At 45.1% G+C, this 26,546-nt stretch carries 25 protein-coding genes; 5 read left to right on the top strand and 20 right to left on the bottom strand.

Annotated elements, in window-relative coordinates; translation table 11 throughout:
* Positions 1-3 precede the first annotated feature (3 nt).
* On the bottom strand, positions 4-1,335 hold the full coding sequence (locus tag CBI31_RS07810; RefSeq protein WP_240553806.1) for a glycosyltransferase family protein: 1,332 nt from the start codon (positions 1,333-1,335) through the stop codon (positions 4-6).
* A 131-nt stretch (positions 1,336-1,466) separates the two neighbouring features.
* Here CBI31_RS07810 and CBI31_RS07805 point away from each other — a divergent pair, with 131 nt between their 5' ends.
* Positions 1,467-2,390, top strand: coding sequence for a glycosyltransferase family 61 protein (locus CBI31_RS07805; RefSeq protein ID WP_088525792.1), 924 nt, complete (start codon positions 1,467-1,469; stop codon positions 2,388-2,390).
* Here CBI31_RS07805 and CBI31_RS07800 read toward each other — a convergent pair.
* The 5 genes from CBI31_RS07800 to CBI31_RS07780 all read right to left on the bottom strand — a co-directional run bounded on the left by CBI31_RS07800 (position 2,370) and on the right by CBI31_RS07780 (position 5,713).
* Entirely contained in the window at positions 2,370-3,326 is a 957-nt protein-coding gene (locus CBI31_RS07800) for an aspartate carbamoyltransferase catalytic subunit (RefSeq protein ID WP_206075459.1), read from the bottom strand. The two genes, CBI31_RS07805 and CBI31_RS07800, sit on opposite strands and share 21 nt — an antisense overlap.
* The gene (pyrR, locus tag CBI31_RS07795) at positions 3,323-3,826 is read right to left on the bottom strand and encodes a bifunctional pyr operon transcriptional regulator/uracil phosphoribosyltransferase PyrR (protein ID WP_088525900.1); all 504 of its coding nucleotides are present in this window, start codon (positions 3,824-3,826) and stop codon (positions 3,323-3,325) included. Before pyrR ends, CBI31_RS07800 begins: the two co-directional genes overlap by 4 nt.
* A gap of 16 nt (positions 3,827-3,842) precedes the next feature.
* Entirely contained in the window at positions 3,843-4,253 is a 411-nt protein-coding gene (gene ruvX, locus CBI31_RS07790; RefSeq protein ID WP_088525790.1) for a Holliday junction resolvase RuvX, read from the bottom strand.
* Positions 4,246-4,785, bottom strand: a complete 540-nt coding sequence (locus tag CBI31_RS07785) for a YqgE/AlgH family protein (protein ID WP_240553843.1) — start codon at positions 4,783-4,785, stop codon at positions 4,246-4,248. Before CBI31_RS07785 ends, ruvX begins: the two co-directional genes overlap by 8 nt.
* Positions 4,786-4,912: 127 nt before the next feature.
* On the bottom strand, positions 4,913-5,713 hold the full coding sequence (locus tag CBI31_RS07780) for a YdcF family protein (RefSeq protein WP_088525788.1): 801 nt from the start codon (positions 5,711-5,713) through the stop codon (positions 4,913-4,915).
* 75 nt (positions 5,714-5,788) lie between these two features.
* On the opposite strand from CBI31_RS07780, the gene CBI31_RS07775 reads away from it, so the two are divergent.
* Entirely contained in the window at positions 5,789-7,264 is a 1,476-nt protein-coding gene (locus CBI31_RS07775; RefSeq protein ID WP_088525787.1) for a cryptochrome/photolyase family protein, read from the top strand.
* Positions 7,265-7,299: 35 nt separating this feature from the next.
* Positions 7,300-8,139, top strand: a complete 840-nt coding sequence (locus CBI31_RS07770) for a symmetrical bis(5'-nucleosyl)-tetraphosphatase (protein ID WP_088525786.1) — start codon at positions 7,300-7,302, stop codon at positions 8,137-8,139.
* A 12-nt stretch (positions 8,140-8,151) separates the two neighbouring features.
* Here the strand turns inward: CBI31_RS07770 and hemL are convergent, their stop codons facing one another.
* From hemL to CBI31_RS07720, 10 genes are all read right to left on the bottom strand, one after another.
* Positions 8,152-9,444: a glutamate-1-semialdehyde 2,1-aminomutase gene (gene hemL / locus CBI31_RS07765; protein ID WP_088525899.1), complete on the bottom strand. Its 1,293-nt coding sequence runs from the start codon at positions 9,442-9,444 to the stop codon at positions 8,152-8,154.
* 22 nt (positions 9,445-9,466) lie between these two features.
* Positions 9,467-9,637 carry a rubredoxin gene (locus CBI31_RS07760; protein WP_088525785.1) on the bottom strand — a complete coding sequence of 57 codons (171 nt, stop codon included), beginning with the start codon at positions 9,635-9,637 and terminating at the stop codon, positions 9,467-9,469.
* Between the two features lie 62 nt (positions 9,638-9,699).
* The gene (locus CBI31_RS07755) at positions 9,700-11,163 is read right to left on the bottom strand and encodes a THUMP domain-containing class I SAM-dependent RNA methyltransferase (RefSeq protein ID WP_088525784.1); all 1,464 of its coding nucleotides are present in this window, start codon (positions 11,161-11,163) and stop codon (positions 9,700-9,702) included.
* Between the two features lie 42 nt (positions 11,164-11,205).
* Positions 11,206-11,631, bottom strand: coding sequence for a CopD family protein (locus CBI31_RS07750; RefSeq protein WP_088525783.1), 426 nt, complete (start codon positions 11,629-11,631; stop codon positions 11,206-11,208).
* Positions 11,632-11,636: 5 nt separating this feature from the next.
* On the bottom strand, positions 11,637-12,914 hold the full coding sequence (locus tag CBI31_RS07745; RefSeq protein WP_088525782.1) for a glutamate-5-semialdehyde dehydrogenase: 1,278 nt from the start codon (positions 12,912-12,914) through the stop codon (positions 11,637-11,639).
* Positions 12,915-12,946: 32 nt separating this feature from the next.
* Positions 12,947-14,008: a DNA polymerase III subunit delta gene (gene holA / locus CBI31_RS07740; RefSeq protein ID WP_088525781.1), complete on the bottom strand. Its 1,062-nt coding sequence runs from the start codon at positions 14,006-14,008 to the stop codon at positions 12,947-12,949.
* 19 nt (positions 14,009-14,027) lie between these two features.
* Complete coding sequence (locus CBI31_RS07735) at positions 14,028-14,555, bottom strand: LPS-assembly lipoprotein LptE (RefSeq protein WP_088525780.1); 528 nt, start codon at positions 14,553-14,555, stop codon at positions 14,028-14,030.
* 15 nt (positions 14,556-14,570) lie between these two features.
* On the bottom strand, positions 14,571-17,243 hold the full coding sequence (gene leuS, locus CBI31_RS07730) for a leucine--tRNA ligase (RefSeq protein ID WP_088525779.1): 2,673 nt from the start codon (positions 17,241-17,243) through the stop codon (positions 14,571-14,573).
* Positions 17,244-17,292: 49 nt separating this feature from the next.
* A complete protein-coding gene (dapB, locus tag CBI31_RS07725; RefSeq protein WP_088525898.1) occupies positions 17,293-18,093 on the bottom strand; it encodes a 4-hydroxy-tetrahydrodipicolinate reductase in 801 nt (266 codons plus the stop codon).
* A 68-nt stretch (positions 18,094-18,161) separates the two neighbouring features.
* Entirely contained in the window at positions 18,162-18,803 is a 642-nt protein-coding gene (locus CBI31_RS07720; RefSeq protein WP_240553804.1) for an outer membrane protein assembly factor BamE, read from the bottom strand.
* Between the two features lie 136 nt (positions 18,804-18,939).
* Here CBI31_RS07720 and fur point away from each other — a divergent pair, with 136 nt between their 5' ends.
* On the top strand, positions 18,940-19,395 hold the full coding sequence (fur, locus tag CBI31_RS07715) for a ferric iron uptake transcriptional regulator (RefSeq protein ID WP_088525897.1): 456 nt from the start codon (positions 18,940-18,942) through the stop codon (positions 19,393-19,395).
* 92 nt (positions 19,396-19,487) lie between these two features.
* On the opposite strand, the gene gap is transcribed toward fur, so the two are convergent.
* A complete protein-coding gene (gene gap / locus CBI31_RS07710) occupies positions 19,488-20,516 on the bottom strand; it encodes a type I glyceraldehyde-3-phosphate dehydrogenase (protein WP_088525777.1) in 1,029 nt (342 codons plus the stop codon).
* 34 nt (positions 20,517-20,550) lie between these two features.
* Positions 20,551-22,554 carry a transketolase gene (gene tkt / locus CBI31_RS07705; protein ID WP_088525896.1) on the bottom strand — a complete coding sequence of 668 codons (2,004 nt, stop codon included), beginning with the start codon at positions 22,552-22,554 and terminating at the stop codon, positions 20,551-20,553.
* Between the two features lie 44 nt (positions 22,555-22,598).
* Between tkt and CBI31_RS07700 the strand changes: the two genes are divergently transcribed.
* A complete protein-coding gene (locus CBI31_RS07700) occupies positions 22,599-23,360 on the top strand; it encodes a 16S rRNA (uracil(1498)-N(3))-methyltransferase (protein WP_088525776.1) in 762 nt (253 codons plus the stop codon).
* A 33-nt stretch (positions 23,361-23,393) separates the two neighbouring features.
* Here the strand turns inward: CBI31_RS07700 and CBI31_RS07695 are convergent, their stop codons facing one another.
* Positions 23,394-24,014: a barstar family protein gene (locus CBI31_RS07695; RefSeq protein ID WP_088525775.1), complete on the bottom strand. Its 621-nt coding sequence runs from the start codon at positions 24,012-24,014 to the stop codon at positions 23,394-23,396.
* A gap of 128 nt (positions 24,015-24,142) precedes the next feature.
* Complete coding sequence (locus CBI31_RS07690) at positions 24,143-26,464, bottom strand: NADP-dependent malic enzyme (RefSeq protein ID WP_088525774.1); 2,322 nt, start codon at positions 26,462-26,464, stop codon at positions 24,143-24,145.
* Positions 26,465-26,546: the final 82 nt, after the last annotated feature.

The following is a 26,546-nucleotide window of genomic DNA, read 5'->3' as shown; positions in this document are numbered from 1 at the left end:
CTTCTATGAAGCAATATGTGACAGGATACTGCTAACCGCTTGATCTACACCAATCGGCTCCCAGACCGGCTTAATTAATTGCTTTTGCTGCCAATCCAACCAGATCCGCTCAAGCGCCATCGCAATGCCAGGCTCATCGCCATCAGCACTCAAATAAGACTTGCGATCTAACAGCATTTGATCTAGCTGTGGATTGCGGTGGGTGATACCCCAGATTGGACGACCAGACCATAAGTAGTCATAGAATTTTGATGGGATGTACTCGGCACACCACTCATCATTACCATGCAAGAGAATCAATACATCCGCCTCCTGCATCTTTTGCGCAACCTGTTCACGACCAGACATTCTGGATACGGGATCGCGCTCTAACCTTCCATGAGCCAATAAAATATCTGAGTAGCCATACTGCTTGATCGCATCATGAGATAAAGAGTCTAAGGGCGCACCATAGGCATGAACACGAAGATGTTTCCTAGCCTCTGGATATTTATCAAATAGACTATGTGCCGCCTTCAAAATCATGGAAAGTGAGCGGTCATTAGCTAAAGAACCAAAATGGCAAAGGTTTAAATGCTCACTGTATTGATGGGTATCTGCTTTGTCGATTGTTCCTGGCGGATTAGCGCCAGGTATCACTACAAATCCAAGAGCATTACCGGGAGTATTTAAATTAGGATTGCGAACTTTAGCGTAATGCAAAGCGCCCTGAGTAAACCACCATACATAATCGGAATACTTACACAGCTGGGCCTCTAAGTAGTGGCGAAAGCGCGCATCCCGATTTTTTGGCTTCTCAAAACCTTGATCATTTTGATCTTTGCGAATCACCAAGGGATCATGTACTTCAGATATCAGTGGCAGGCCGGTGGCTTTCTTCAACCACACACCAGCCAAATGCGCCGACCATGCGCTGCCAATGGAATAGATGACATCCACCTTGCCCCGACGGATCAGAATATAACCACGAATAAATGCTGGGATTGCCCAAGACCATTGACTCGAGTAGCCCAGGAGTAGTTTTTCAATAGCGATTAAGGGTGCTAACAAAATAGATACAGTGCGCGTGAGTAACTTATAAATAAAGCCACGGCCATACTTATTTGCAATCCAATGACGAAAATCAAAACGGAATGCTGCAGGACCCCAAGCTAAGAACTGCTCATGCTGAAAGCGCTGGTCCTTCAAGCCGGTAATGGCGCTCAAGACGATAGGCTGGATGCCCGCCTCTAAAAAATAGGGGATTTTATCGGTAATCGTCAAACTAGCAGCACGACCATCCATATTGAAAGCGTGCGATAGCAAAAGCCAATTTTTCTGATTCTGGATCGACACGGATTTCAATCAACTTCCTTCTGTGGAATAAAGCTAAATACTATAGAAATGGTGAATACTTAAAATGATCGTTAAACTGGTATTAATAAATTATAGTGGTCGCGCGTAGGTAGATTATATAAAGATTAGGTATGAATAAAATTCAAGAATTCATTAAAAAGCTGTCGTTTCGTCTATCGGCGAATGAAAGCTACCTTCTCTATCAGAATCAGTTATTCAGCAAGCACGCTATTACCGTCAAACATGACCGAATCCAATTCATTAGGCGCTGGATTACATTCCCATTTAAGCTAAATACCCAAGAACTTCATGGGGAAGAATTTTATTTACTACTAATTCATACCAATAATATCGCCCATTTTTTTCATGATGTTTTCTTTCCCTTTTATGTAGAGTGGAGAAAAAATAAGAAACGTGTATGTGTCTCTATCAAAGGGGACCACTTTCAAAGGGATTTTCTTGAGTCTGTTATTGATCCTCAAGATTTGATCTTTTTAGACTACAACACCGCCTATTCATTCTCTAATCTCATCATTACGCCCGAGGGAAGAGATCTAAAAATATATCCTGAGTATTTAAATATCTGCCGAGAAATAAAAAATACCTGCTTTACAAAACATCATATTGTCGAAGCTCGCAATAAGAATTTAATCTATGGCAGAAATGAGTTAAGCCGTAAAAATCTCCTCGATATTGATCAGCAATTTTTGCAAGCAAATAATATCGAGCAAGTTTTCTTATCGAAATTGAGCTTTAGAGATTATCTAGACACCCTGGCCAAAGCAGAAACTTTTACCTATATGGTCGGTGCCGGTGTTTTCAACTTGCTGTTCTTGGACTCTAGCGTCCGAGTTTTAGAAATTAACCCCTACAGAAATAACTCATGGGCACAGATGTTTGGCCTGAGTAATCTGTGTCAATTTAATGTAGTTATTAGCAACAACCTTGCTAACTCAAGTGCTGCGACTCAAGATGAGGCCATACTAGATAGTCATGTTTACTTTGATAATCAAATTGAAGCGGCTATCAAATCCCTAGTTACCGGCAACAATTGACATCACAGCCATACGCACAGCAATACCAAAGGTTACTTGGTTCAAAATAACAGATTGAAGTCCATCAGCTACGGCTGAATCAATTTCAACTCCACGATTCATTGGTCCAGGATGCATCACAATCGCATCTGGTTTGGCCAAGGCCAAGCGCGCAGGCGTTAAACCATATTGCTTGAAGAAGGCATCTCCTTCGGGTACTTGCCCAGCTTCCATACGCTCCTTCTGAATACGTAATGTCATCACCACATCGACATCCTTCAGACCCTCTTCCATGCTGTGATAAATCTTGACACCCAACATATCTAGATTGCTTGGTAGCAGGCTTTCAGGGCCAATAGCGCGAATCTCCTCGCAGCCCAATGTGGTCAGTGCGTGAATATTAGATTTAGCTACACGGCTATGAACAATATCGCCAACAATCGCAACCTTTAAGCCTTTGAAATTCTGCTTGAAGTGACGCATCGTATACATATCCAGAAGGCCTTGGGTAGGGTGTTGGTTGCTACCATCTCCCGCGTTCACCACGTGCACATGAGATGGTACGTGATTTGCAATTTCAATTGGCGCTTTAGAGACGCTATGGCGCACTACAAAAATATCTGCTTGCATCGCGACTAGGTTATCAATCGTATCGAGCAGACTTTCGCCTTTAGCGGTTGAAGAAGTGGAAATATCTAAGTTAATGACATCAGCAGATAAACGTTTTGCCGCAATCTCAAAAGTAGTTCTTGTACGTGTAGAGTTCTCAAAGAAAAGATTGAAGACACTCTTACCCCGCAGTAAAGGCACTTTGCGAACTTCTCTAGAAGGATCAGTAACGCTGACAAACTGCTTAGCAGTATCCAGAATATGCAGAATTTGCTCTTTGGGTAGGCCCTCTAGGGTCAGAAGATGGGTTAACTCGCCAGCTGTATTAAATTGATTTACGGGATTCATGATTCACGCTCCTCAAGGACAAAGCTGAACTTGCCAGTCGCATCTTTTTCTAATACTAAAATTTGCTGATCTGGAACTTGGATGACTTCCCCTACAAAATTTGCAGTGATTGGCAATTCCCGCTTGCCCCGATCGGCCAAGACCATTAACTCAACTTGCGCCGGCCTACCAAAATCAAATAATTCATTCAGAGCTGCTCTCACGGTTCTACCTGTAAGCAAGACATCATCAATCAGAATAATGTTTGCCCCGTTCACATCAAAAGGTAATTGAGTGGACATCGTGCTTGCCGTTCTCAATGCAGTCATTCCTTTTTCTGCGTAATCATCCCGATGAAAGGCGACGTTAATCACACCAAAGTGAGGTAGCTTTAAATCTTCGGCTAAACGCTCCGCAATCCATGCGCCACCCATAGCCAAGCCAGCCAGCTCAAAAGTTCCACTTTTCAACTTGCTATGCAAATTTTCTAATAATTTTTTGTATAAGGATTCAGCATTCATTTTTTTATTCCGGTGCTTATAAATATTCTGCAAAATATTGCTCCAAAATGAGCGCGGCAGAATGCGCATCTAGATTGTCGTACATCTGAGGGTCAGCCTCCAAAACTGCCGATGTATAGCGCTCATCAACCCAAGCTACGGGTAAATTGAAGCGCCCTTGAATCTGATTGCCAAAACGCCGTGCCTTGATAGTCATCTCATGCTCAGCACCATCAGGGTGAGTGGGAAGCCCCACAACAACCTGATCTGGCTGCCACTCTTTTAAAAGGCTCTCAATTTCTCGAAATAGTCCATCTGCATTTGGAGCGGCAATAATCTTTAATGCCTGGCTTGCCTTTGTCTCTGTATTTCCTACTGCCACACCAACCCGACGCGTTCCATAATCAAAAGCCAGTATCGTCATCGGCTTCTTGATCGAGTCAAGCATGCCCTGCCTCTCCAGATAAGTGTGAAGGATCAAAGCCCAAATGACTCATTGCCTTTTCGTAGCGCTGACTCGAGGGGGTATCAAAAATAATATCAATCATTTGTTGGCGTGAAAGAGGCACATTCATCCAGCCATTTAAGGTGATCTCTTCTTCAAGCTGACCCGCACTCCAGCCGGCATAGCCTAAAGTCATCAGAAACTTACGTGGGCCATTTCCAATGGCTAGAGCCTCTAAAACATCCTTAGAAGTAGTCATCGTTAAGCCGCCGGGAATAATCAATGAAGAACTATAGGATGGGTTGGGGATGGGTTCATGCAAGACAAAACCACGCTCCACTTGAACCGGGCCACCGAAATACACTGGCTGCTCCAATAAGGGAGCAATTTCTAATTTCAGTTCAATCTTGTCAAATAGGGTTGCTAGATCTAATTCAGTTGGTCGATTCACAACCAAACCCATTGCACCTCTCTCGGTATGCTCAAAGAGATAGATCACCGATCTCGCAAAATTAGGATCGACCATGCCGGGCATGGCAATTAAAAATTGATTTGCCAAATGACTGGCTGAAAAAGAAATTGAAGACTCTGGCACAGATGCTAGATCTGAAGCAGGGGGTGCTTTTTTAGCCGAGGTCATATGGGTTTATTTTACAGAATATCTAGATTTTTCCAGTAATCCAGTAGGCAAAAAGACCAATTATTTCGTGAATCAGCTTATTCCAGTTTTGCGCCCCATCCACTAAATCAAATGCTGTCCAATGAAGACTATTAGCCGTTTGGTAATCTACGAGAACGGGAATAATCTCTACCCCCTGCTTTTGAAAAATCTTCACCGATCGATACATATGACTTGCGGAGGTAATTAAAAGCCAGGGTTTTCCAGTCTTTCCTTGCTCAATCTGAGCAATCATGGGTTTCATGAAAACCACATTCTCATAGGTATTGCGTGACTGGTTTTCGTAATGTCCAGCTCTATCTGCCAAGCCTTGCTCTTGAATGAGCTGCTTAAATGCGTCAGCTTCGGATATACCACTTGGTGTAATACGCCCCGAGAACCCACTAAAGATGAAAGGCAAGTTAGGATACTTTCGGATGAGCTCAAAAGCCTTAGTAACCCTTTCGGCTGAAGAGTAAATCGAAATCTCGCCGCGATCTACCGCAATTTTTCCGCCTTCTATTGCCCCGCCCAAAATAATGATGCCGCCAACCTGATCTGCCGTTAATTTGCCAATATCTATCTTAGGAACAAAATCCTCAAGCGGTCTCAGAAAAACCTCGGAAGCAGGCAACCATCCGACAATGAGTAAATCCAGAACTGCTAATACTAAAAACCGTTTACAAAGATGCGGTTTTCTTAAGCCCAAAAAGAGCAAGCTTAGACAGACGAAAATAATGACCCAGTTGAGCGGTTCAATGCAAAACTGCACTACCTTCGAGAGAATAAAAAAGATCGTATCCATGGTTAGCATTGATCTTAACCCGTCTGGATATCTTCCCTTCAGCAGCACACTCAAATTAGCCCTAATATAGGGGCTATGCAAAAAGCTCTAGTCTGGCTCCGTCGTGACCTTCGTCTTTATGACAATGCTGCACTTTCCCACGCCCTAAAAGAGGCTAAACAGGTCTGGCTCACCTTCATTTTTGATACCGATATTCTAAAACCGCTTATTCAGGGGGAATTAGATGCCAAAGGCTTAAAACACGAGCGCCGTGTTGATTTTATTTGGCAAGGTCTAAAGCAAATTGATGAAGAGCTGCGCGCCATGGGTGGAGGTCTTATTGTTCGCTTTGGTAAGCCCCTTGAATGTATTCCCCAGATTGCTAAAGAATTGGGCGTTGACGCTGTCTTTACCAATCACGACTATGAGCCATCAGCTGTAGCACGTGATGAGTCTGTCAAAGGAGCACTGGAGAAACTCAATATTCAGTTTGCAGAATTTAAAGATCAAGTGATTTTTGAGAAGAGAGAAATCCTTACCAACTCCAATACTGTTTTCTCGATCTTTACGCCCTATAAAAACAATTGGCTCAAAACGCTGCAAGAAAAAGATTTAGCTGCTCATGAATGCAAGCCTAAAGCCGGTCAATTTGCTCCCATTCCCAAAAAGCTAGATACTCCCCTTCCCTCTTTAGAATCGATGGGCTTTTGTGCCACTGGTATTGAAGCCTATTTGCCGCCAGGCTCTGAGGGTGGACAAGCATTTTTGGAAGACTTTCTTTCCCGCATTGATCAATACCAAATCGGTAGAGACTTTCCTGCTATTAAAGGTGTGAGTTATTTATCGACGCATTTACGCTTTGGCATGCTTTCTATTAGAGGTCTGGTTCGCGAAGCACATCGTCGCATGCTGGCCGGAAGCATGGGTGCCACGATTTGGTTAAGTGAGCTGATTTGGCGTGATTTTTATTTCATGATTTTGGCTAACCATCCAAGACTTGCAAAAGGAGCCTCATTCAAACCAGACTACGACAACATCACTTGGGAAAGTGGCGCTCATGCAAAAAAACTCTTTGCAGCTTGGTGCGAAGGTAAAACCGGTTATCCGCTTGTCGATGCGGCCATGCATCAACTCAATCAGAGTGGCTATATGCATAATCGTCTACGCATGGTTGTAGCTAGCTTTCTCACAAAGGATTTGGGTATTGACTGGCGCTGGGGTGAGGCCTATTTCGCTGAACACCTCAATGACTTTGAACTCTCATCCAATAATGGTGGTTGGCAATGGGCCTCCTCCTCAGGCTGTGATGCCCAGCCCTATTTCCGCATCTTTAATCCCATCACCCAATCAGAGAAGTTTGATTCTGAGGGAAAATTTATTCGGCGCTATCTGCCTCAACTTGAAAAGCTCTCCAAGAAATCGATTCATGCGCCCTGGAAAGCGGGACATATTGAACTTGAAGCTGCCGGCGTAGTCTTAGGTAGAGACTATGCTTTGCCTGTTGTTGATCATGATGAGGCACGCAAGAAAACTTTGGTGCGCTATAGCGTAGTCAAAAAAGTCAGCGAGTAAAAGGTTCGGTAGCTTCTTTTCCGCTAAGATAGGGTATGAGCAAAATCTATGCTGTGGGGGATGTCCAAGGATGCGGTCCTTCTCTCAAAGCCCTCGTCAAAAAACTTCCCAAAAAATCTAATCTGATTTTTTTAGGTGATTTAGTGAACCGTGGTCCTGATTCCCTTGGCGCCCTAAGGCAACTTAAATCTCTACAAGAATCTGGTCGCGCTGAATGTATTCTTGGTAATCATGATCTTCATCTCTTAGCAATTGATGCTGGACTGCGCAATACTAAGGGTTTAGATACGGTTGATGCAATTCTAAAAGCGCCTGATCGGAAAGAACTCATCAATTGGATTCGTAAAAGACCCATGGCACTGACTAATGGCAAGGTATTAACAGTGCATGCCGGCGTTCTCCCACAATGGGACCTACAGCAAACCATTGAATGCGCACAAGAAGTTGAGAAGGCCCTGCGTAGCAAATCCTATAAGGATTTCTTGGCTAATATGTACGGCAATACTCCCAATAAGTGGAGTAACTCACTAAAGGGTTATGAGCGTTTGCGGCTTATTACCAATGCACTCACCCGTATGCGCTTTTGCACCCCCAGCGGACAGATGGAATTTGAAAGTAAAGAAGGTTTAGAGAATGGTCCCAATGGTTACATCCCTTGGTTTAATGTGCCTAAGCGTAAAACCACAGACACCCTCATTTACTTTGGTCATTGGTCTACATTGGGTCTTCTGCGACGAAGCAATGTGATTGGACTAGATACTGGTTGTGTCTGGGGTGGAAAACTCACTGCCCTGGAAATTGCCAACTCTAATAAAGACTCAAAAAGCCTTGAGCTTATTCAGGTGGATGGCTACGACCATCCACTCAGAATGTAATCGCAGCCTAGCTTAGAGCTTCTTAAATGAGCTCTCTGCTGCTGCAATGATGGCATTGACTACTTCATCGTCATGCGCAATCGAAGTAAAGCCAGCCTCATAGGCAGATGGGGCAAGATACACGCCTTCATCCAGCATTAAATGAAAGAATTTCTTAAACGCCTCAATATCAGTTTTAGTCACTGCCTCGAAAGAAGTCGGCACCTGATTAGCAAAGTAGAAACCAAACATACCGCCCACGTTATCAACTGCAAACGGAACACCTGCCTTATCAGCGGCCTGCTTTAAGCCCGTCATCAGCTTTTTAGTTTGACCAGTCAGGTATTCATAAAAACCTTCCCGAGAAATAATCTCCAAAGTCTTTAAGCCCGCTGCTACAGCCACTGGATTACCGGATAAAGTGCCCGCTTGGTAGACGCTACCTAAAGGTGCAAGCTTAGACATGATTTCTTTTTTGCCACCAAAAGCTGCCATAGGCATACCGCCACCCATAACTTTGCCCAAGCAAGTGAGGTCAGGAGTAATGCCTTGCAAAGACTGGGCACCACCTAAAGCAACCCTAAAACCTGTCATCACTTCGTCGTAAATTAAAACACTGCCATGCTTACTTGTAAGATTGCGCATCGCTGATAAAAATTCTTTTGAAGGCTGAATTAAATTCATATTGCCTGCAATGGGCTCCAAGATCACTGCTGCAATCTCATTACCCTGCTTATTAAAGACCTCCTCAATCGCAGCCACATCGTTATAGGGTAATACCAATGTGTGCTTGACCAAATCTTGCGGAACACCGCCAGATGATGGTGCGTTTTGAGTAGAGTCAGCAAAGGTTAGTAAGCCAGAGCCAGCCTTTACTAAAAGACTATCTGCATGACCGTGATAACAACCTTCGAATTTAATAATTAAGTCTCGCCCGGTATAGCCACGTGCAAGACGGAGGGCGCTCATTGTTGCCTCTGTGCCACTCGAGACCATGCGCACTTGCTCAAGGCTAGGCATGATGGAGCAAATACGCTCAGCTAACTCAATTTCGCCCTCTGTTGGGGCACCATAACTAAAACTGGTTTCTGCTGCTTTTTGTACCGCCTCGACTACCTCTGGATTTGCATGGCCAACAATCATTGGGCCCCAAGACATAATCAAATCGATATAACGCTTATTCTCCGCATCCCAAAAATAGGGACCCTTGGCTTTTGTAACAAAACGGGGTGTACCACCCACCTGACGAAAAGCTCGTACTGGGGAGTTCACGCCTCCTGGAATTGTCTTTTGTGCACGCTCAAATAAAACTTCGTTTTGATTCACTTTTGCCACAGTCAACTCCTAATTAAATCGCCATCATTTCAAAATCATCTTTACGAGCACCGCATTCTGGACAAGCCCAGTTCAAGGGTACATCTTTCCAGAGAGTGCCTGGAGCAATACCCTCGTCAGGTAGACCAGCTGCTTCATCATAGACCCAGCCACAAATCAGACACATATAGGTTTTAAATTCCATTTACTTACTCTCCGCTTTATTTCTTAATGTATTTCTTTAATAGTAGCTTTATTTTAAAGGGCTTAGCCTTCGCTGGAGGAAGGGCGCTTAGCATGCATCTCAAACTTAAATAAACGACACTCTAGAGGACCATTAAATAATGGGGTGCGCTTTGACTCCTTAATACGCAACTGCCCAGGCAAGGCCATATCGGCAGTCAATACAAAAACATTCCATCCACCAAAAGTATCTTTCAGGTGTTGGCCAAATTGGCGCAAGAACTCGACAAACTTGGGATCCTGCTCTTCTTCTGCCTGAAGCTTCTTCAAAGACTCACGACTAGAGCGCTTGGCACTCTGACGACCTGTCTCTAAATTCATCTCAAAGCGATTTTCTGGCTCAACCCCATATTCAGCATCACGTACATCACGAGAATCATGATCCTGGCCACCTCCCCCTCTGCCGCCTTTAATGACAAGGCGCTCACCATAAGGTGGGTTTAACAACATCACACCTTCTTGAGCATTTGTTGGAGGCTTACTTGCTAGAGCATCAACCTGACGGACAAGCGGTTGCTCTGGCAGCTGTGCTCTCTGCCAATTACCCTTGAACATAGAGACTAATTTTTCATTAATATCGCCACCGCTGATTCTTAAGGAATCTACGTCTGGATATTGCTTACGCTTTTCTAACATTTGCGCCAGCGCAGCTTCTTTTAAATTACCCCAACGCTTTTGCTCAGCAGCTTCATTAAAGGGCTTAAGCCTCTGAAAGCCAAAGCCGTTTGCAGAAGTAATCAATGGGCGATAAGCTAGTCTGCTGGGCTTAGCATCATCGCCATATATCCCTGCCCGAATCGCTCCAGGAGGGATAGATAGAGCCATCTGAGCAGCCTCGATCAAAAAAGTACCGCTACCGCACATCGGATCAAATAATGACTGCCCTGGCTTCCAGCCAGTGATCGACAAAATACCTGCAGCTAAATTTTCCTTCAGGGGAGCATCACCTTTTTCATCGCGCCAACCACGCTTAAAAAGGGCCTCACCAGAAGTATCTAAGTAAATCGTTATTTGGGTCGCAGTTAAGTGCGCCTGAACTCGCACATCCGGAAAGGCAGTATCAATACTAGGACGATCACCAGTAACATCTCGCAAACGATCCACGATGGCATCTTTAATCTTCAAAGTGGCGAAGTTTAAGCTCTTGAGTGGGGATCGATGGGCGGTCACATCCACGCGCAATGTTTGCTGCGAAGTAAACCAATCTTCCCAAGCTAAGCCACTAGCTAATTTGTAAAGATCTTCTTCTTGCCTATAGGGCGCTTGTGCCATCTGCAACAAAACACGACTAGCAATTCTGGAATGTAAATTGAGAGCCATCGCCGCAGAAATCGGCGCGGCAAGCCCAATTCCACCAGTTGGACTAGTTGGGGTTGGATCAATCACCCAAACCCCTAACGCTTTGGACTCGGGGCGCTGAGCAATCTCTGCGAGCTCCTGAGCAAGCGGTACTTCTAAACCGCCTGGACAAACAACAAAAAATCTCATGGGGCTAACAGTCTAAAAAGATAATAAAAAATAAGAGGATGCCTAGGGTTTAAAAAGAACTAAAGCAACAATGACCACCAGCAGAATGACAGGCACTTCATTAAACCAGCGATACCAAACGCCAGACTTTGTATTCACACCAGCGCGAAACTTCTTGAGGATGCCATAACAGGCGTGGTGATAGCCAATGACTAAAAGAACAAAAAATAACTTGGCATGCATCCAAACATCGCCCGCGCCAACACCAAAGTAAAGCCAGAGCGTTACCCCAAGCAATACGGCCGGTACAGCCAAGATAGTCATAAAGCGAAAGAGGCGGTCAGACATTCCCAGGAGACGGGCATAAGTATCGGGGTTTTTCTCATCAGCCAGATTTACAAAGATACGTGGCAGATAAAATAGACCTGCAAACCATGAAGTAATCAAGACGATATGGAAAGTTTTAATCCAGAGATAAGAGTTTGTCATATTTTTTAACTACGAATCTCGCCATGGCCCATGACGATGTATTTCAGGGAAGTTAAACCCTCTAAGCCAACAGGTCCGCGGGCATGTAGCTTGTCATTAGAAATACCAATCTCTGCACCCAGGCCATACTCAAAGCCATCTGCAAAACGAGTGCTGGCATTCACCATCACGCTAGCACTATCCACTTCGCGCAAGAAACGATCTGATTGAGCTTTGTTGTTAGTAATAATTGCATCAGTGTGCTTGCTGCCATAGCGCTCGATATGACTCATAGCCTCATCAATATTAGCGACTGTCTTAATAGATAGAATTGGAGCCAAGTATTCTGTGTGCCAATCTTCTTCTGTAGCATCTACCAGATTCTGAAAACCATTCGACTCCAGCGTTTTACGAGTCAAACCATCCACTCTTAATTCCACGCCTTTGTCTTGATAGATTTTGCAAAGTGTTGGTAACACTTTTTGTGCAACCTCTTTGTTAACCAAAAGGGTTTCCATCGCATTGCATGGTGAATAGCGCTGCGTCTTAGCGTTATCGCAGACCTTCACTGCCATCGCAATGTCTGCATCTGCATCAATATAGGTATGGCAGATGCCATCTAAATGCTTAATCATTGGCACACGTGCCTCAGCCATGAGTCGCGCAATCAAACTCTTGCCGCCCCGTGGCACGATCACATCAATATATTGAGTCATCGTGATCATCTCACCAACAGCACTCCTGTCTATCGTGGTAACAACCTGAACGGCATCTTTAGGCAGATTCGCTGCTGCCAAGCCCTCTTGAATAATTTGAGCTAACAAAGTATTGGAATCAATCGCCTCGGAACCACCACGCAAGATCACGGCATTACCTGATTTCAGACAAAGCGCTGCTGCATCAATCGTGACATTAGGGCGTGACTCGTAGATGATGCCAATCACACCAAGTGGAACACGCATTTGGCCAATCTCAATTCCAGAGGCTTGCTTTTGAAAAGCAGAAATTTTCCCAATCGGGTCATCCAGCGAAACAATTTGCTCAAGACCTAAAGCCATGGTTTCAATTGTCTTTGGGGTCATCGTTAGGCGATCCACAAATGCAGCATCTTGTCCGTTTGCTTTTGCGCGCTCTACATCTTGTAAATTCACTTTCTGAATCTCGGCTGCTTTTTGACGCACAAGCTTAGTAATATGTAAGAGGGCTTGATTTTTTTGCTCAGCAGAAGCACGTGCCATCGCCTGCGATGCGCTACGCGCCCGCTTGCCAATATCTTGCATCATCTCTTTAATATTCAAACTCATCGCTACACCTATATTCCTAATTTTCTAAACCATTACCGCAATAAATTACCAAGCAAACGTAAGCCATCCCATGGGTCTGCCGGCAATTCCGCAGCATGCAGACCTTTTGACTGCCGGTCCAAGCCTGCCGCAACTTGCATTGCTCTGCGCAGCTTGAGGGGTTGCACTCTTCTAATAGCAGCCGGATATAAACGCTCTTTATTGCCCCAAATCCGATTGGCTCGCATGAGCTGCTGAACAGACTCCCCAGCATCGCTCGCAGCCTTTAATTTAGATAGTAGCCTAAGCTCTTCAGTTACGCTCCACAAAATCAATACCAAAGGCTCGCCCTCACCTTTTAAGCCGTCTAACATACGATTTAACCTTGGTAAATCGCCAGCTAGCATGGCTTCGGTTAATTCAAAAACGTTATAGCGCGCCACCTTCAAAATAGATGAGCGAATCTGCTCTTCAGTTAGCTTACCTACAGGGTATAACAAACCCAATTTCAAAATTTCTTGATGTGCAGCGATTAAATTGCCTTCAACCTGGTCGGCAATAAACTCCAGAGCTCGCTGACCCTCAGGGCCAGCCTCGACTTCTTGACTTTGCTTCTTGAGTCGGCCGGAAATCCATTGCGGTAAATGGCTACGATCTAAGGTATCAACCTGAATAGCCATCCCAGAATCATCTAAAGCAGTAAACCAAGCAGAGGTTTTGGTTTTTCCATCTAATCTTGGCAGCACAATGCAAACCACCGTATCAGGACCATTTGCGCCATCTTGCTGAGAAGCGATTTGTGCAGAAAATTGTTTTAAAGCGTCTGCTCCGTCACGGCCTGGCTTCCCAGTTGGAATGCGGAGCTCTACCCAGCGCTTGTCGCCAAACAAAGACATCGTTTGGCCCGCATTCATGAGAGTGCTCCAATCAAATCCCCGCTCTTGCACCATGACCTCACGATCAGTAAAGCCCATTTTCTTGGCGGCTGAACGGAGCTGATCCATTGCCTCCATCATCAAAAGAGGCTCATCACCACTAAAAACATAGAGTGGCAACATAGCAGCGCCAGAACTAAATGATTTGAGATGCGCTTGCAATGCATCAACTTTGACCATACGAGTTCTCTATCTATCTTTAGAAAGATCTTGCTTGTGGGTTTTTTGCCGCAGCAGAGATACGACGCAAAATCTGCACCGCTAAATCCTTGCGCATTAATGTAAAGAACTGCTGCTGCTGAACATCAGTTGCCAACACGGTAGTATTCGAGAAGTCCATATCCCTAGTCATATAAAGCTCACTTTCAGGAACAATCTCTCCACCAGTATTATCGAAGACTCTAAAGGTAATGCGAATAGTCAAGCGATATGCAGAAATCTGACCGTTAGAGTTGTAAGCCAAAATTTCTCGGCCATTAATTTCATTACTTACATCTAAAATTAAATCAGCGTCTTTAGGATTAATTGCAACTTTTACATCCGTACCCGTCAAAATGGCAGTTTGTAAATCGCCACGCAATGGAGGTGAGAGATTGCCTGTAATCGCAATTGCTTTAAAGGGCAAATCAACCATTCCACGCAGGCGATAACCACAAGCAATCAGCCCACTCAGGGGTGCTGTAACTATTAAACCAATTAATGTACGTCGAATGTGATTTGCGCTCATGTATTTATTTTCTAGTTAGGCCACAATATTGACTAAGCGACCTGGGACAACAATCACTTTCTTGGGTTCGCCGCCATTGAGAGCCTTGAGTGCAGGCTCACTTTGCAATGCTAAAGTTTCGATCTGCTCTTTCCCAGCATCTGCTGGAACCCGAATATCGCCACGTAACTTACCATTAATTTGCAGCATCAAAGTGATTTCTGTTTGAACTAAGGCAGCCTCATCTACAGCAGGCCAGGGCGCATCCAGAAGAGGGCCAAAGGTCTTGGCGTAACCCATTTCTTTCCAAAGTATATGGGTTAAATGCGGCACTACCGGATATAAAATTCTCAATAAGATACTTAAGCACTCACGCAGTACTGGAGCGGTAATAGCAGCATCTTGGCCTATCTTTATTGGCTCAAGTGCGTTGAGCATCTTCATCGCTGCAGAAACTACGGTGTTGTATTGGCGACGTTGATAGTCAAAGTTAGCCTGCTTCAAAATAGTATGCACTTCACGACGCAACTCTTTTTCAGCATCACTCAAGTGATTGGGAACAGAATCTTGCGCGCTACGAATGGCGTCAGCCTGACTACTCGAATACATCCAAACACGACGTAAGAAGCGTGAAGCACCATCAACACCAGCCCCAGACCACTCCAACTGCTGCTCTGGTGGCGCAGCAAACATCACAAATAAACGGGCAGTATCCGCACCATACTGATCAATCAAGGCCTGAGGATCTACTCCATTGTTTTTACTTTTGGCCATCTTCTCAACACCGCCAACAATCACAGGAGTATTTGATGCATCACCTTTCAACTTGGCGCCCTTAGGGCGACCTTTTTCATCGAGATCTAATTCAACATCCAAAGGATTGAGCCAAGTTTTCTTACCGGAAGCATCTTCAGAGTAATACGTTTCGTTCAGCACCATGCCTTGCGTCAACAGATTCTGGAAAGGCTCATCAAAAGTAATCAGCTTGAGGTCGCGCATGACCTTAGTCCAGAAACGCGCATAGAGTAAATGCAAAATGGCATGCTCAATGCCGCCAATGTATTGATCCATCGGCATCCAATACTCATTGCGCTCATCCACCATGGTTTTGGCATTAGGGCCGGTGTAGCGCATGAAATACCAAGAAGAATCTACAAAGGTATCCATCGTGTCAGTCTCACGACGTGCTGACTTACCGCACTTCGGACACTTCACATTCAGAAAATCTGCATGCTTATTTAATGGGTTTCCACTCCCATCTGGGACACAATCTTCAGGCAACACTACTGGCAAATCAGATTCGGGAACAGGAACCGCACCGCAGCCTGGATTTGCATCGTCGCCACAATGAATAATCGGAATTGGAGTGCCCCAATAGCGCTGACGAGAAATGCCCCAATCACGCAAACGGTAGGTGGTCTTGATTTCACCTATGCCCATCTTTTCTAAATCTTTAGCGACTGTGCTGACCGCCTCTTCGTGAGAGAGGCCGTCATACTTGTCGCTATTAAAGCAAATCACACCTTCTTTTTGGGCATACCAATCTTCCCAGCGACTTGCATTAAAGATTGGCGACTCGGTCTTAAGTGCAATAACTTGCTTGATCGGCAAATCGTACTTCAGGGCAAAAGCAAAATCACGCTCGTCGTGGGCAGGCACACCCATGACAGCGCCATCGCCATAAGACATCAACACATAATTACCAACCCAAACAGGTACCGGCTCATCCGTTAAAGGATGTGTGACATAAAGACCCGTAAACATCCCCTCTTTTTCTTGAGTGGCTAGATCAGCTTCAATCACACTGCCTGTTTTACATTTCTCAATAAAAGCTGCGAGGGCTGAATTATTTGCGGCAGCTTTTGTTGCCAACGGATGTTCTGCAGCAACCGCGCAGAAGGTGACGCCCATGATGGTATCAGCACGAGTTGTGAAGACGTATAGCAGACCATCTTGTATAAAGTTGCCATGGTCATCAGCAATCTCATGCTTAAACGCAAAACGCACGCCACGACTTTTACCAATCCAATTTTGTTGCATCGTTTTGACGCGCTCAGGCCAACCTAAACCATCCAAACTAGAAAGCAATTGCTCTGCATAGGCAGTGATATTGAAGTAATAACCAGGAATTTCGCGCTTCTCAACCAACGCGCCAGAACGCCAACCGCGGCCATCGATTACCTGCTCATTTGCTAGAACAGTTTGATCGATGGGATCCCAATTTACTACTTGTGTCTTGCGGTAAGCAATCCCTTTTTCTAACATCTTCAGAAAAAGCCATTGGTTCCATCGATAGTAATCAGGATTACATGTGGCAACTTCCCGCGACCAATCAATGGCCAGTCCCATCGCAGCCATTTGCTTTTTCATATAAGCAATATTGTCGTAGGTCCACTTTGCTGGAGGTACTTTATTCTGAATCGCCGCATTTTCAGCAGGCATACCAAAAGCATCCCAGCCCATTGGCATTAAAACGTTATAGCCCTGCATGCGGAGCTGACGAGCCATCACATCATTGATGGTGTAGTTGCGCACGTGTCCCATATGCAACTTGCCAGATGGATAAGGCAACATAGAGCAAGCGTAATACTTTGGCTTTTTCTTACCAGCCAGATCTACCGCATTCTCAGAAACTCGATAGACTTGCGCACTCTCCCAATCAGCCTGCGCTGCCGCTTCAATAGCGCGGTAGTCGTAATCCTTACTCATTCAAGACAACTCTTTTCTTCTAATTTTAGTCATTGGTGAATGCTAGATGCTATTTACGCAAACCCAGAACATCTTGCATGTCATACAAGCCAGAATTTTGGGTTTGCAAGAAACGTGCGGCGCGCAATGAACCTTGTGCATAGGATTGGCGGCTAGAAGACTTGTGGCTAATTTCAATACGCTCGCCATCACCAGCGAACAGAACCGTATGATCACCAACAATATCGCCACCACGTATCGTTGCAAATCCAATTGAACCTTCCTTACGCTCACCAGTATGGCCTTCACGAGCATATACAGCGACGTCGTCCAGCTTTTCACCCAAAGCTTCAGCAATCACCTCACCCATCTTCAGCGCAGTCCCTGAAGGTGCGTCCACTTTATGGCGATGGTGGGCTTCAACAATTTCAATGTCATAGCCTTGATTGAGCATCTTCGCTGCAATCTCAAGCAATTTGAATGTGGCATTAACTCCAACACTCATATTTGGAGCAAACACAATCGCCAACTGATTAGATGCTTTTTTGAGGCTAGCAATTTGCTCAATATTCAAACCCGTTGTACCAATAATCATTTTGGTACCGGTTTTCTCTGCAACTGCTAAATGGACCATCGTACCTTCGGGCCTAGTGAAATCAATTAAAAATTGAGCGTTTGCTAAAACCTGGCCAACGTCAGCCGAAATCATCACGCCTGTTTTTTTACCCAAGAATGCGCCAGCATCCTCACCTAACTGAGGACATGATATGTGCTCAAGCGCCCCAACTAATTGGGCATCAGGGATATTTAGCACGGCCTCAATCAACATCTTTCCCATGCGGCCATTTGCTCCAGCAATTGCGATCTTCATCATTTATTTCATCACTTCAAATTAAAGGTAAGTACAGTTTGACTTGGCTACCAATGCAACAATAATTCTCACTTCTTCGCCTCAGGGGCTGGCGGAACATTCAGTGCACCAGGACCTAAAGTTTCAGGTTGCGATACAGCTTGACCATCTGATGACTTCGAGGAACCAAATAAATCCCAAAATGAGCTCTTGCTTTTAGCAGGTACTGCCGGCACAACAGCGCCTTTAGGCAGGTTGTCTGTTGGGCTTGCGACCAATAGCTCCGGCTTCTGCAGCGGAGGTGTCACTGGCGGCTTATTTGACCCTGTCATAACATCCCAGAAGGAACGCTTTGTTTTGGCATAGTTATCAATCTCAGCAACCAACTCAATTTCGGTTGGCAGCGCATCACCTTCAAACCTGACTAATTTATCGCCATCAAAAAATACAGAGATATGACGTTCCTTAGCAATACGCTGCCCAGAACGTTTAAATTCGAAAACATAATCCCAACGATTTGCATGAAAGTAGCTGGCTAATAAAGGCGTGCCTAAGATCTGACGTACCTGCTCACGACTCATCCCTAATTGCAACTTTGCGTACTGCTCGCTGGAAATGAAATTGCCCTGAACAACGTCTGGAACATAAGGCCTAAATACTGTATTCATCCAGGCCCGCTGAGTATTGTCAACAGCTGAAGTGCAAGCGGCAAGGCCCAAAAGAGCAGTCATGGTAAAAACGGCGAGCCCCAGTCGGGCAAGGCTGAAAATCCCCCCAAAAAGAGGGTTCAAAAAACGATTAAAAAGTTCAAGGCAATTTTGCATGGCTGGCCGTATCATTAAGACATTGATTTTAGCTCCCAAAGCCATGAATACGAACCAAAACCCTACTCCTTCAGATTTGCGCAATATTGGCCTAAAGGCGACCGGTCCACGCATGAAAATTCTGGATTTTTTTCATCAAAATGGTGGCACCCACTTTAGCGCTGAGGACGTCTTTATGGCCCTGGCAAAAGAGGATCAAGAAATCGGTCTAGCTACGGTCTATCGCGTTCTTACCCAATTTGAGCAGGCAGGCTTGCTACTTCGCAGCCATTTTGAGTCTAGTAAGGGTGATGGCAGAGCAATCTATGAGCTGAATGAGGGTCAACATCACGACCACCTGGTATGTCTTGATTGCGGCCATGTGGAAGAGTTTGTAGATGAAGCAATCGAGAAAAGGCAGCGAGATATCGCCAAAAATCTCGGATTTAAGCTCCAAGAACATTCCTTAGCAATGTATGGTCATTGTCAGAAGAAAAACTGTCGAAATAAGCAAAAATAAGCACTTTTCAGCAACTTGGCAATCAAAAAAGACCTCATGTTGAGGTCTTTTCTACTTTTTAGCTACTGTTAGCAACTTTTAAGTACTTTTACTTACTTTACAGCCATTAATGCCTCAGCTGCATTGAGCATTTGTACCGAATAACCCCACTCGTTGTCATACCAAGCCAATACTTTGACCAGCTTCCCATCGGCAGAGACGCGCGTCTGGGATGCGTCATAAATACTTGGGCGTGGATCATGGTTAAAGTCGATCGAAACCAAAGGCAAGGTATTGAAGCCCAAAATTCCCTTAAGCTCACCCTCACTAGCGGCCTTAAGAATGGAATTCACCTCATCCAAACTAGTAGCACGACTTGCCGAAAACGTTAAGTCAACTACAGAAACATTAATCACTGGTACCCGCATCGCAAAACCATCAAAGCGGCCCGCTAATGCTGGCAATACCAAACCAACTGCTTTTGCTGCGCCAGTCTTGGTTGGAATCATGCTGGTCACAGCAGAACGTGCACGACGCATATCCTTGTGATACACATCAGTTAATACTTGATCATTCGTAAATGCATGAATAGTTGTCATCAAACCAGACTCAATACCAATTTTTTCGAGCAATGGTTTTACCAATGGAGCTAAACAGTTAGTTGTACAGCTTGCATTGGATACCACCACATCTGTTGGCTTCAATACATTTTGGTTGACGCCATAAACAATGGTTGCATCTACATCTTTTTCACCAGGAGCAGAGATCAATACTTTCTTTGCACCCTGCTCTATATGAATCATGGCTTTTTCTTTGGAGGTGAATTTGCCAGTGCACTCTAAAACCAAATCAACGCCCAATTCACCCCATGGGGTTTCTGCAGGATTACGAGTACAAAACATTTTGATGCGATCGCCATTTACAACCATGCAATCACCGTCGACCGATACTTCTGCAGGAAAGCGGCCATGCGCTGAGTCATACTGGGTAAGATGGGCATTGATAGCAATATCGCCCATCGCATTGATCGCGACAATCTTGATATCACGCCGTGGCTTACCATTGACCTGATCTTCATACAGGGCTCGCAACACCATACGCCCGATACGTCCATAACCATTAATTGCGACACGAATTGTCATTTATTACCCCTTACTCATTTTAAATTCTGAATGATTATTTTTGTGCGATACATTTTTTTACAGTCTTTGCGATTTGATCTGCTGTTAAACCAAAATATTCATACAACTGACCTGCAGGTGCAGACTCACCAAAGGTGTCTACACCGTGTACCGCTGCACAATCATACTTCCACCAAAAATCACTCACGCCCGCTTCAATCGCAATGCGTGGAATCTTGGCTGGTAATACCTTCGCTTTATAGGCAGCATCTTGCTGATCAAATACCGTAGTCGATGGCATTGAAACTACTCGAATACCAATTTTTCCTGCGCTCTCTTTTTCTAAACGTTCTGCCGTTTGTAAAGCGAGGGCTATTTCAGAGCCAGTAGCGATGATGGCTGCATTGATCTTTCCAGATTGCGGGTCACGCAATACATAGCCACCGCGTGCAATGTCTTTAATTTGCTGAGCATTGCGAGAAACAAATGGGCAGTTCTGGCGACTAAAGATTAAGGCACTAGGGCCATTCTTACGCTCAATGGCAGAACCCCAAGCCACAGCGCTCTCAGTAGTGTCACAGGGACGCCAAACCATCAGGTTGGGGATTAATCGCAAGCTAGCAACGTGCTCTACAGATTGGTGGGTTGGGCCATCTTCACCAAGGCCAATAGAATCATGCGTAAAAACAAAAATACTGCGCAACTTCATCAAAGCAGCCATGCGAATTGCATTACGACTGTAGTCTGAGAAAGTTAAGAAGGTGCCGCCAAAGGGAATGTAGCCGCCATGTAAGGCGATACCATTCATGATGGCGCTCATACCAAATTCGCGCACACCATAATTAATATGATTTCCCCATTGATCACCACGTACTGGTTTGCATGAAGACCAATTAGTTAAGTTTGAACCAGTCAAATCAGCAGAGCCGCCAATAAATTCTGGCAAAGCAGGCGCTAAAGCTTCAATCGCATTTTGGCTAGCTTTACGAGTAGCGATTGTTTCTGCTTTCGATTGGCAAGTTTTTAAGTAAGCATTCAGTGTGCTTGAAAAGTCTTTTGATAAATCGCCTAGCATACGACGCTGTAATTCAGAAGCGAGTTCTGGAAATTTGGTTTTATATTTCTGAAATTCTTTATTCCATTCATGCTCAGCCGCTTGACCACGCTTTTTAAAATCCCAAGCATCATAAATATCTTTTGGAACTTCGAACGGTGCATAAGGCCAGTTCAAAGCAACTCGGGTTTCTGCAATCTCAGCAGCACCTAGTGGTGAACCGTGGACTTTATCGCTGCCAGCCATATTGGGCGAACCCTTGCCAATAGAGGTCTTGCAGCAAATCAGGGTGGGCTTATCGCTCTTTTTAGCTTTAGCAATCTCAGCCGATACAGCTTCAGCATCATGACCATCAACATTGCGAATCACATTCCAGTGGTATGCCTCAAAGCGCTTTGGCGTATCTTCGTTAAACCAAGAAACTACTTTACCGTCAATCGAAATTCCATTGTCATCCCAAAGTGCAATCAACTTATTGAGCTTTAAGGTACCAGCCAATGCACAAACTTCATGACTAATGCCTTCCATCAAACAACCATCACCCAAAAATACATAGGTGTAGTGATCGATGATATTCAGACCAGGACGATTAAATTCTTCTGCTAATAATTTTTCAGCAAGCGCCATACCTACTGCGTTAGAAACTCCTTGGCCAAGTGGGCCAGTAGTCGTTTCAACACCAGGCGTTATTCCATACTCGGGATGCCCTGGAGTTTTGCTGTGCAATTGGCGGAAGTTCTTCAACTCTGCAATTGGCAAGTCATAACCAGAAAGATGCAAGAGTGAATACAACAACATTGAACCGTGGCCATTGGATAAAACAAAACGATCGCGATCAATCCAATGAGGATCGGTTGGATTATGTTTTAAATGTTCGTTCCAAAGCCCAACAGCAATATCTGCCATGCCCATTGGCATACCAGGATGACCTGAATTTGCTTGTTGAACGGCATCCATTGATAAAGCACGAATTGCGTTGGCCATGCGGATTTGAAGGTTTGGCATCGTAAAATTGGTCTCGAGGAAAATAAATTGGCTATATTGCAGTAATGCCTCAATTTTATCTTCCCGGGCCATGGGAATCCGAAAAGCCAACAACCCTCACCACTGAGGTCGCCCATCACTTGCGTGTTCGGCGCATCCAGGCCGGGGAATCCTTTCCTATATTTGATGGAAAGGGTCGGGTAGCCCAGGCTGAGCTCCTTTCTTTGAGCGGAAAAACGGGGCAAGTTCAGCTCAGCAATATCCGCACCGATACTCACCGCGAGACGCCTTATGCGATTACTTTGGCCCAAGGCTTGGCTGGAGGCGACAAAATGGACTGGATCGTGGAGAAGGCTGTTGAAACTGGAGCTCAAATCATTGCCCCCATGCAGTGTGAACGCTCAATTCTTAAGCTCACACGCCCTAGCGATCAGGATCGCGCCCAAAAGCGTCATGCGCATTGGGAAGGAATCATTCAAGCAGCATGCGAGCAATGTGATCGCACGGTATTTACTACCCTAGAACCCATCCAAACTTTTGAAACGTATCTAAAGGCAAACCCAAAGCCAACATTAAAACTACTCTTAAGCCCGGATGCTACTAAAAGCATGTATTCAGTTCTCATGAAAAGTGCTCCACAAGATATTGTTCTCATGATTGGGCCGGAGGGTGGTCACTCGCCAGAAGAGGAAGCTCAAGCAGAGGCGGCTGGTTACCAAATCGTTTCACTTGGGGAGCGCGTATTACGCACCGAAACAGCCGGAACAGTTGCCATTACAACTGTTCACAGTATTTGGAATCCTGAAATGCAAAATCGCCTCAAATAGAGGCGATTCCAGGGGCTTAAGCTACCTGAGCGATTAAGCAAAAGAGTAGAAGACCCTATAAGGTGTGCGACGCTCAGCCCAAAAATCTACAGCGTCACGGAAAACATCTAAAAGAGTTTCACGGGCTTCTTTATCGAATTTCTGAGTACAAGGCAAACCTTCAAGCACTACAACAAATCCAGGTTGTGAACCAGTCTTGTCAATTGTTGTAGTCAATGCATCTAACAAAGGGTCAAAATTTTTGGCCTGTTGTTTTGTAAATGAGTAAGCGATTGCGATTGACTCCAGCACCTCGCCCTTAGTCATCGCATTTGCGCAATTTGCATAAATGAAATGTTGACCGAGTTCAGTAGCCGCTTCCTGTAAATCTGGAGTACGGAAAGCACGAATTGATTGCACGATATTAGTGCGCACACTGCGCAACATTGCCGGCGGTCCGGCATCGCGAACGGCCAAAGCGGCACGCCAAGAAGCTGTCACTTTTTTCCCCGAAACTTGATTTGCTGCATAGGTTTGTAAACGAGATAAACCGCCCTGGGCATAAACATTGGCAGCAGATGATTCAGTCTCTAATCGATCATTGCTGTCCCAACTTTCAGCCCGGCTATGCTCCTCGAAGCTGGCTAAGTCGGTGTTGTCATTACGATTATTCATGATGTTTGCTAGGTTACCCGTAACGCGCTATCAAATCAAGCCCAAATACAGTGCATTTTATATAAACCATTGATTTATATAGGATAAATATATGTAAGTTAATACTAACTTACATATATTTAAATGACTTAGGCAATCCCTCTAGCGTTACTAGCGGCCTCTACTACCGCCAATGTTGTCAGATTCACAATCCTGCGCACGGTAGCCGCTGGAGTCAAAATATGGATTGGCTTAGCCACACCCAATAACAAGGGTCCAATAGCAATACCGTTGCCTGCTGCTGTTTTTAACAAGTTGTAAGAAATGTTAGCGGCATCAATATTCGGTAGAACCAGGAGATTTGCGCTGCCCTTCAATGGGGATGAGGTGACCGCACCCGCCCGAATAGTTTCATCCAAGGCGGTATCGCCATGCATTTCACCATCCACCTCTAAATCAGGCGCTGCTTTTTGAATTAAGGCCAATACTTCGCGCATTTTGATAGCGGAAGGGGCATTACTAGACCCAAAGTTCGAGTGCGAAAGAAGTGCGACTTTTGGAATCAATCCAAGTTTGCGCATTTCACTTGCAGCCATCAAAGTCAACTCAGCCAACTCTTGTGCTGTTGGATCAATATTAATATGCGTATCCACCAAGAATACTTGGCGACCCGGAAGAATCAACCCCGACATAGCACCATAAACATTTGCGCCTGGCTCACGACCCACAACCTCATCAATATATTTCAGATGCGTAGCAGAATTGCCAATCGTTCCACAAATCATGCCGTCCGCTATACCCTTGCTAATCATGACTGAGCCAATCAAACTATTGCGACGACGCATCTCGAGTTTTGCAAAAGACTCTGTAACGCCCTTACGCTCTGTCAGAGCTAAATAGGTTTGCCAAAAATCACGGAAACGCGAATCGTTCTCCGGGTTGACGATTTCAAAGTTATCGCCAGCCTTCATACGCAAGCCAAATTTTTCAATTCGGTGTTCGATCACGGCTGGGCGACCAATTAAAATCGGGGTAGCAAGACCCTCATCAATAATGATTTGTACAGCACGCAATACGCGCTCATCTTCGCCCTCAGCAAACACAATGCGTTTTTGATTTGCTGGTGCCTGCTTCGCAATATTGAAGAGCGGTTTCATCAAGGTACCAGAGTGGTAGACAAACTGCTGCAACTGATTGCGATAGGCATCAAAATCTTTTATGGGGCGGGTTGCCACGCCATCCGCCATGGCCGCTTTTGCGACAGCAGGTGCAATGACCGTAATCAAACGTGGGTCAAATGGTTTTGGAATTAAGTACTCTGGGCCAAATGACAAATTATCAATGCCATACACAGAGGTCACTACTTCGCTCTGCTCTGCTTGCGCCAACTCAGCAACCGCCTTCACGGCAGCCACTTCCATGCCGCGTGTAATCGTTGTAGCGCCCACATCTAAAGCGCCGCGGAAAATAAATGGGAAGCACAAGACGTTATTTACTTGATTAGGGTAATCAGTGCGGCCGGTAGCCATCACTGCATCCGGGCGCACCGCCTTCACCTCTTCAGGCAGAATTTCTGGAGTTGGATTTGCTAAGGCAAAGACCAGTGGCTTAGGAGCCATCTTCTTTACCATCTCTTGCTTTAATACGCCGCCAGCCGATAGGCCCAAGAAAATGTCAGCGCCTTCAATTGCCTGATCCAATGTTCGTAGTTCCGTCTCTTGGCAAAACGGCTCCTTCTCCGGATCCATTAATTCTGTGCGACCTTTATAGGCAACACCAGCTAAATCGGTTACCCAAATATTTTTACGGGGGATACCAAGATCAACCAATAAATCCAAGCAAGCCAATGCTGCCGCGCCAGCGCCAGAGGTAACCAGCTTTACATTAGCCGCATCTTTGCCAACCACCTTCAGACCATTGATGATGGCTGCTGCAACCACAATCGCAGTACCATGCTGATCATCATGGAAGACCGGAATCTTCATGCGCGCTTGTAACTTGCGCTCGACTATAAAACAATCAGGTGCTTTGATATCTTCTAAGTTAATACCACCAAATGTTGGCTCTAGTGCAGCAATAATTTCTACCAATTTATCGGGATCGTTTTCATTTACTTCAATATCGAAAACATCAATACCTGCAAACTTTTTGAAAAGGACAGCTTTACCCTCCATCACAGGCTTACTTGCCAGCGGTCCAATATTTCCCAAGCCGAGAACGGCGGTGCCATTGGTAATCACACCAACTAAATTTCCACGGGCAGTGTATTTGAATGCATTAGCAGGATCTTTAACAATCTCTTCGCAAGGAAAGGCAACGCCTGGGGTATAGGCAAGCGCTAAATCCCGTTGATTGGTCAGCTGCTTAGTTGGAGCAATCTCAATCTTGCCTGGAGTTGGAAACTCGTGATACTGCAGAGCAGCCTCTCTTAGGGCTGCAATTTGTTGCTCTTTATTGTTTTCTTTACTCATCAGTGTGCTCTTTGGTAGGGCGTATTCAAGAGTCTAATTCTATTCCTCTCGAGCGCCAGCTCCCCAAGAGCCATAAAATAGG

Source organism: Polynucleobacter campilacus, from assembly GCF_002206625.1.
Classification (GTDB): Bacteria; Pseudomonadota; Gammaproteobacteria; order Burkholderiales; family Burkholderiaceae; genus Polynucleobacter; species Polynucleobacter campilacus.
This window is presented reverse-complemented; position numbering and strand designations above follow the sequence as displayed.

Bases quoted from the DNA above. Each gene is read 5' to 3' on its own strand.
- leuS (WP_088525779.1), bottom strand. From the start codon at position 17,243: ATGAGTAAGGATTACGACTACCGCGCTATTGAAGCGGCAGCGCAGGCT.
- CBI31_RS07735 (WP_088525780.1), bottom strand. From the start codon at position 14,555: ATGAGCGCAAATCACATTCGACGTACATTAATTGGTTTAATAGTTACA.
- CBI31_RS07750 (WP_088525783.1), bottom strand. From the start codon at position 11,631: ATGACAAACTCTTATCTCTGGATTAAAACTTTCCATATCGTCTTGATT.
- CBI31_RS07745 (WP_088525782.1), bottom strand. From the start codon at position 12,914: ATGAGTTTGAATATTAAAGAGATGATGCAAGATATTGGCAAGCGGGCG.
- CBI31_RS07780 (WP_088525788.1), bottom strand. From the start codon at position 5,713: ATGGATACGATCTTTTTTATTCTCTCGAAGGTAGTGCAGTTTTGCATT.
- CBI31_RS07690 (WP_088525774.1), bottom strand. From the start codon at position 26,464: ATGAGTAAAGAAAACAATAAAGAGCAACAAATTGCAGCCCTAAGAGAG.
- holA (WP_088525781.1), bottom strand. From the start codon at position 14,008: ATGGTCAAAGTTGATGCATTGCAAGCGCATCTCAAATCATTTAGTTCT.
- CBI31_RS07800 (WP_206075459.1), bottom strand. From the start codon at position 3,326: ATGAATCCCGTAAATCAATTTAATACAGCTGGCGAGTTAACCCATCTT.
- CBI31_RS07695 (WP_088525775.1), bottom strand. From the start codon at position 24,014: ATGAATAATCGTAATGACAACACCGACTTAGCCAGCTTCGAGGAGCAT.
- pyrR (WP_088525900.1), bottom strand. From the start codon at position 3,826: ATGAATGCTGAATCCTTATACAAAAAATTATTAGAAAATTTGCATAGC.
- CBI31_RS07770 (WP_088525786.1), top strand. From the start codon at position 7,300: ATGAGCAAAATCTATGCTGTGGGGGATGTCCAAGGATGCGGTCCTTCT.
- dapB (WP_088525898.1), bottom strand. From the start codon at position 18,093: ATGAAGATCGCAATTGCTGGAGCAAATGGCCGCATGGGAAAGATGTTG.
- tkt (WP_088525896.1), bottom strand. From the start codon at position 22,554: ATGCCAAACCTTCAAATCCGCATGGCCAACGCAATTCGTGCTTTATCA.
- CBI31_RS07755 (WP_088525784.1), bottom strand. From the start codon at position 11,163: ATGAGATTTTTTGTTGTTTGTCCAGGCGGTTTAGAAGTACCGCTTGCT.
- fur (WP_088525897.1), top strand. From the start codon at position 18,940: ATGAATACGAACCAAAACCCTACTCCTTCAGATTTGCGCAATATTGGC.
- ruvX (WP_088525790.1), bottom strand. From the start codon at position 4,253: ATGCTTGACTCGATCAAGAAGCCGATGACGATACTGGCTTTTGATTAT.
- CBI31_RS07700 (WP_088525776.1), top strand. From the start codon at position 22,599: ATGCCTCAATTTTATCTTCCCGGGCCATGGGAATCCGAAAAGCCAACA.
- CBI31_RS07805 (WP_088525792.1), top strand. From the start codon at position 1,467: ATGAATAAAATTCAAGAATTCATTAAAAAGCTGTCGTTTCGTCTATCG.
- CBI31_RS07720 (WP_240553804.1), bottom strand. From the start codon at position 18,803: ATGACTGCTCTTTTGGGCCTTGCCGCTTGCACTTCAGCTGTTGACAAT.
- gap (WP_088525777.1), bottom strand. From the start codon at position 20,516: ATGACAATTCGTGTCGCAATTAATGGTTATGGACGTATCGGGCGTATG.
- CBI31_RS07760 (WP_088525785.1), bottom strand. From the start codon at position 9,637: ATGGAATTTAAAACCTATATGTGTCTGATTTGTGGCTGGGTCTATGAT.
- CBI31_RS07785 (WP_240553843.1), bottom strand. From the start codon at position 4,785: ATGCCCGGCATGGTCGATCCTAATTTTGCGAGATCGGTGATCTATCTC.
- CBI31_RS07775 (WP_088525787.1), top strand. From the start codon at position 5,789: ATGCAAAAAGCTCTAGTCTGGCTCCGTCGTGACCTTCGTCTTTATGAC.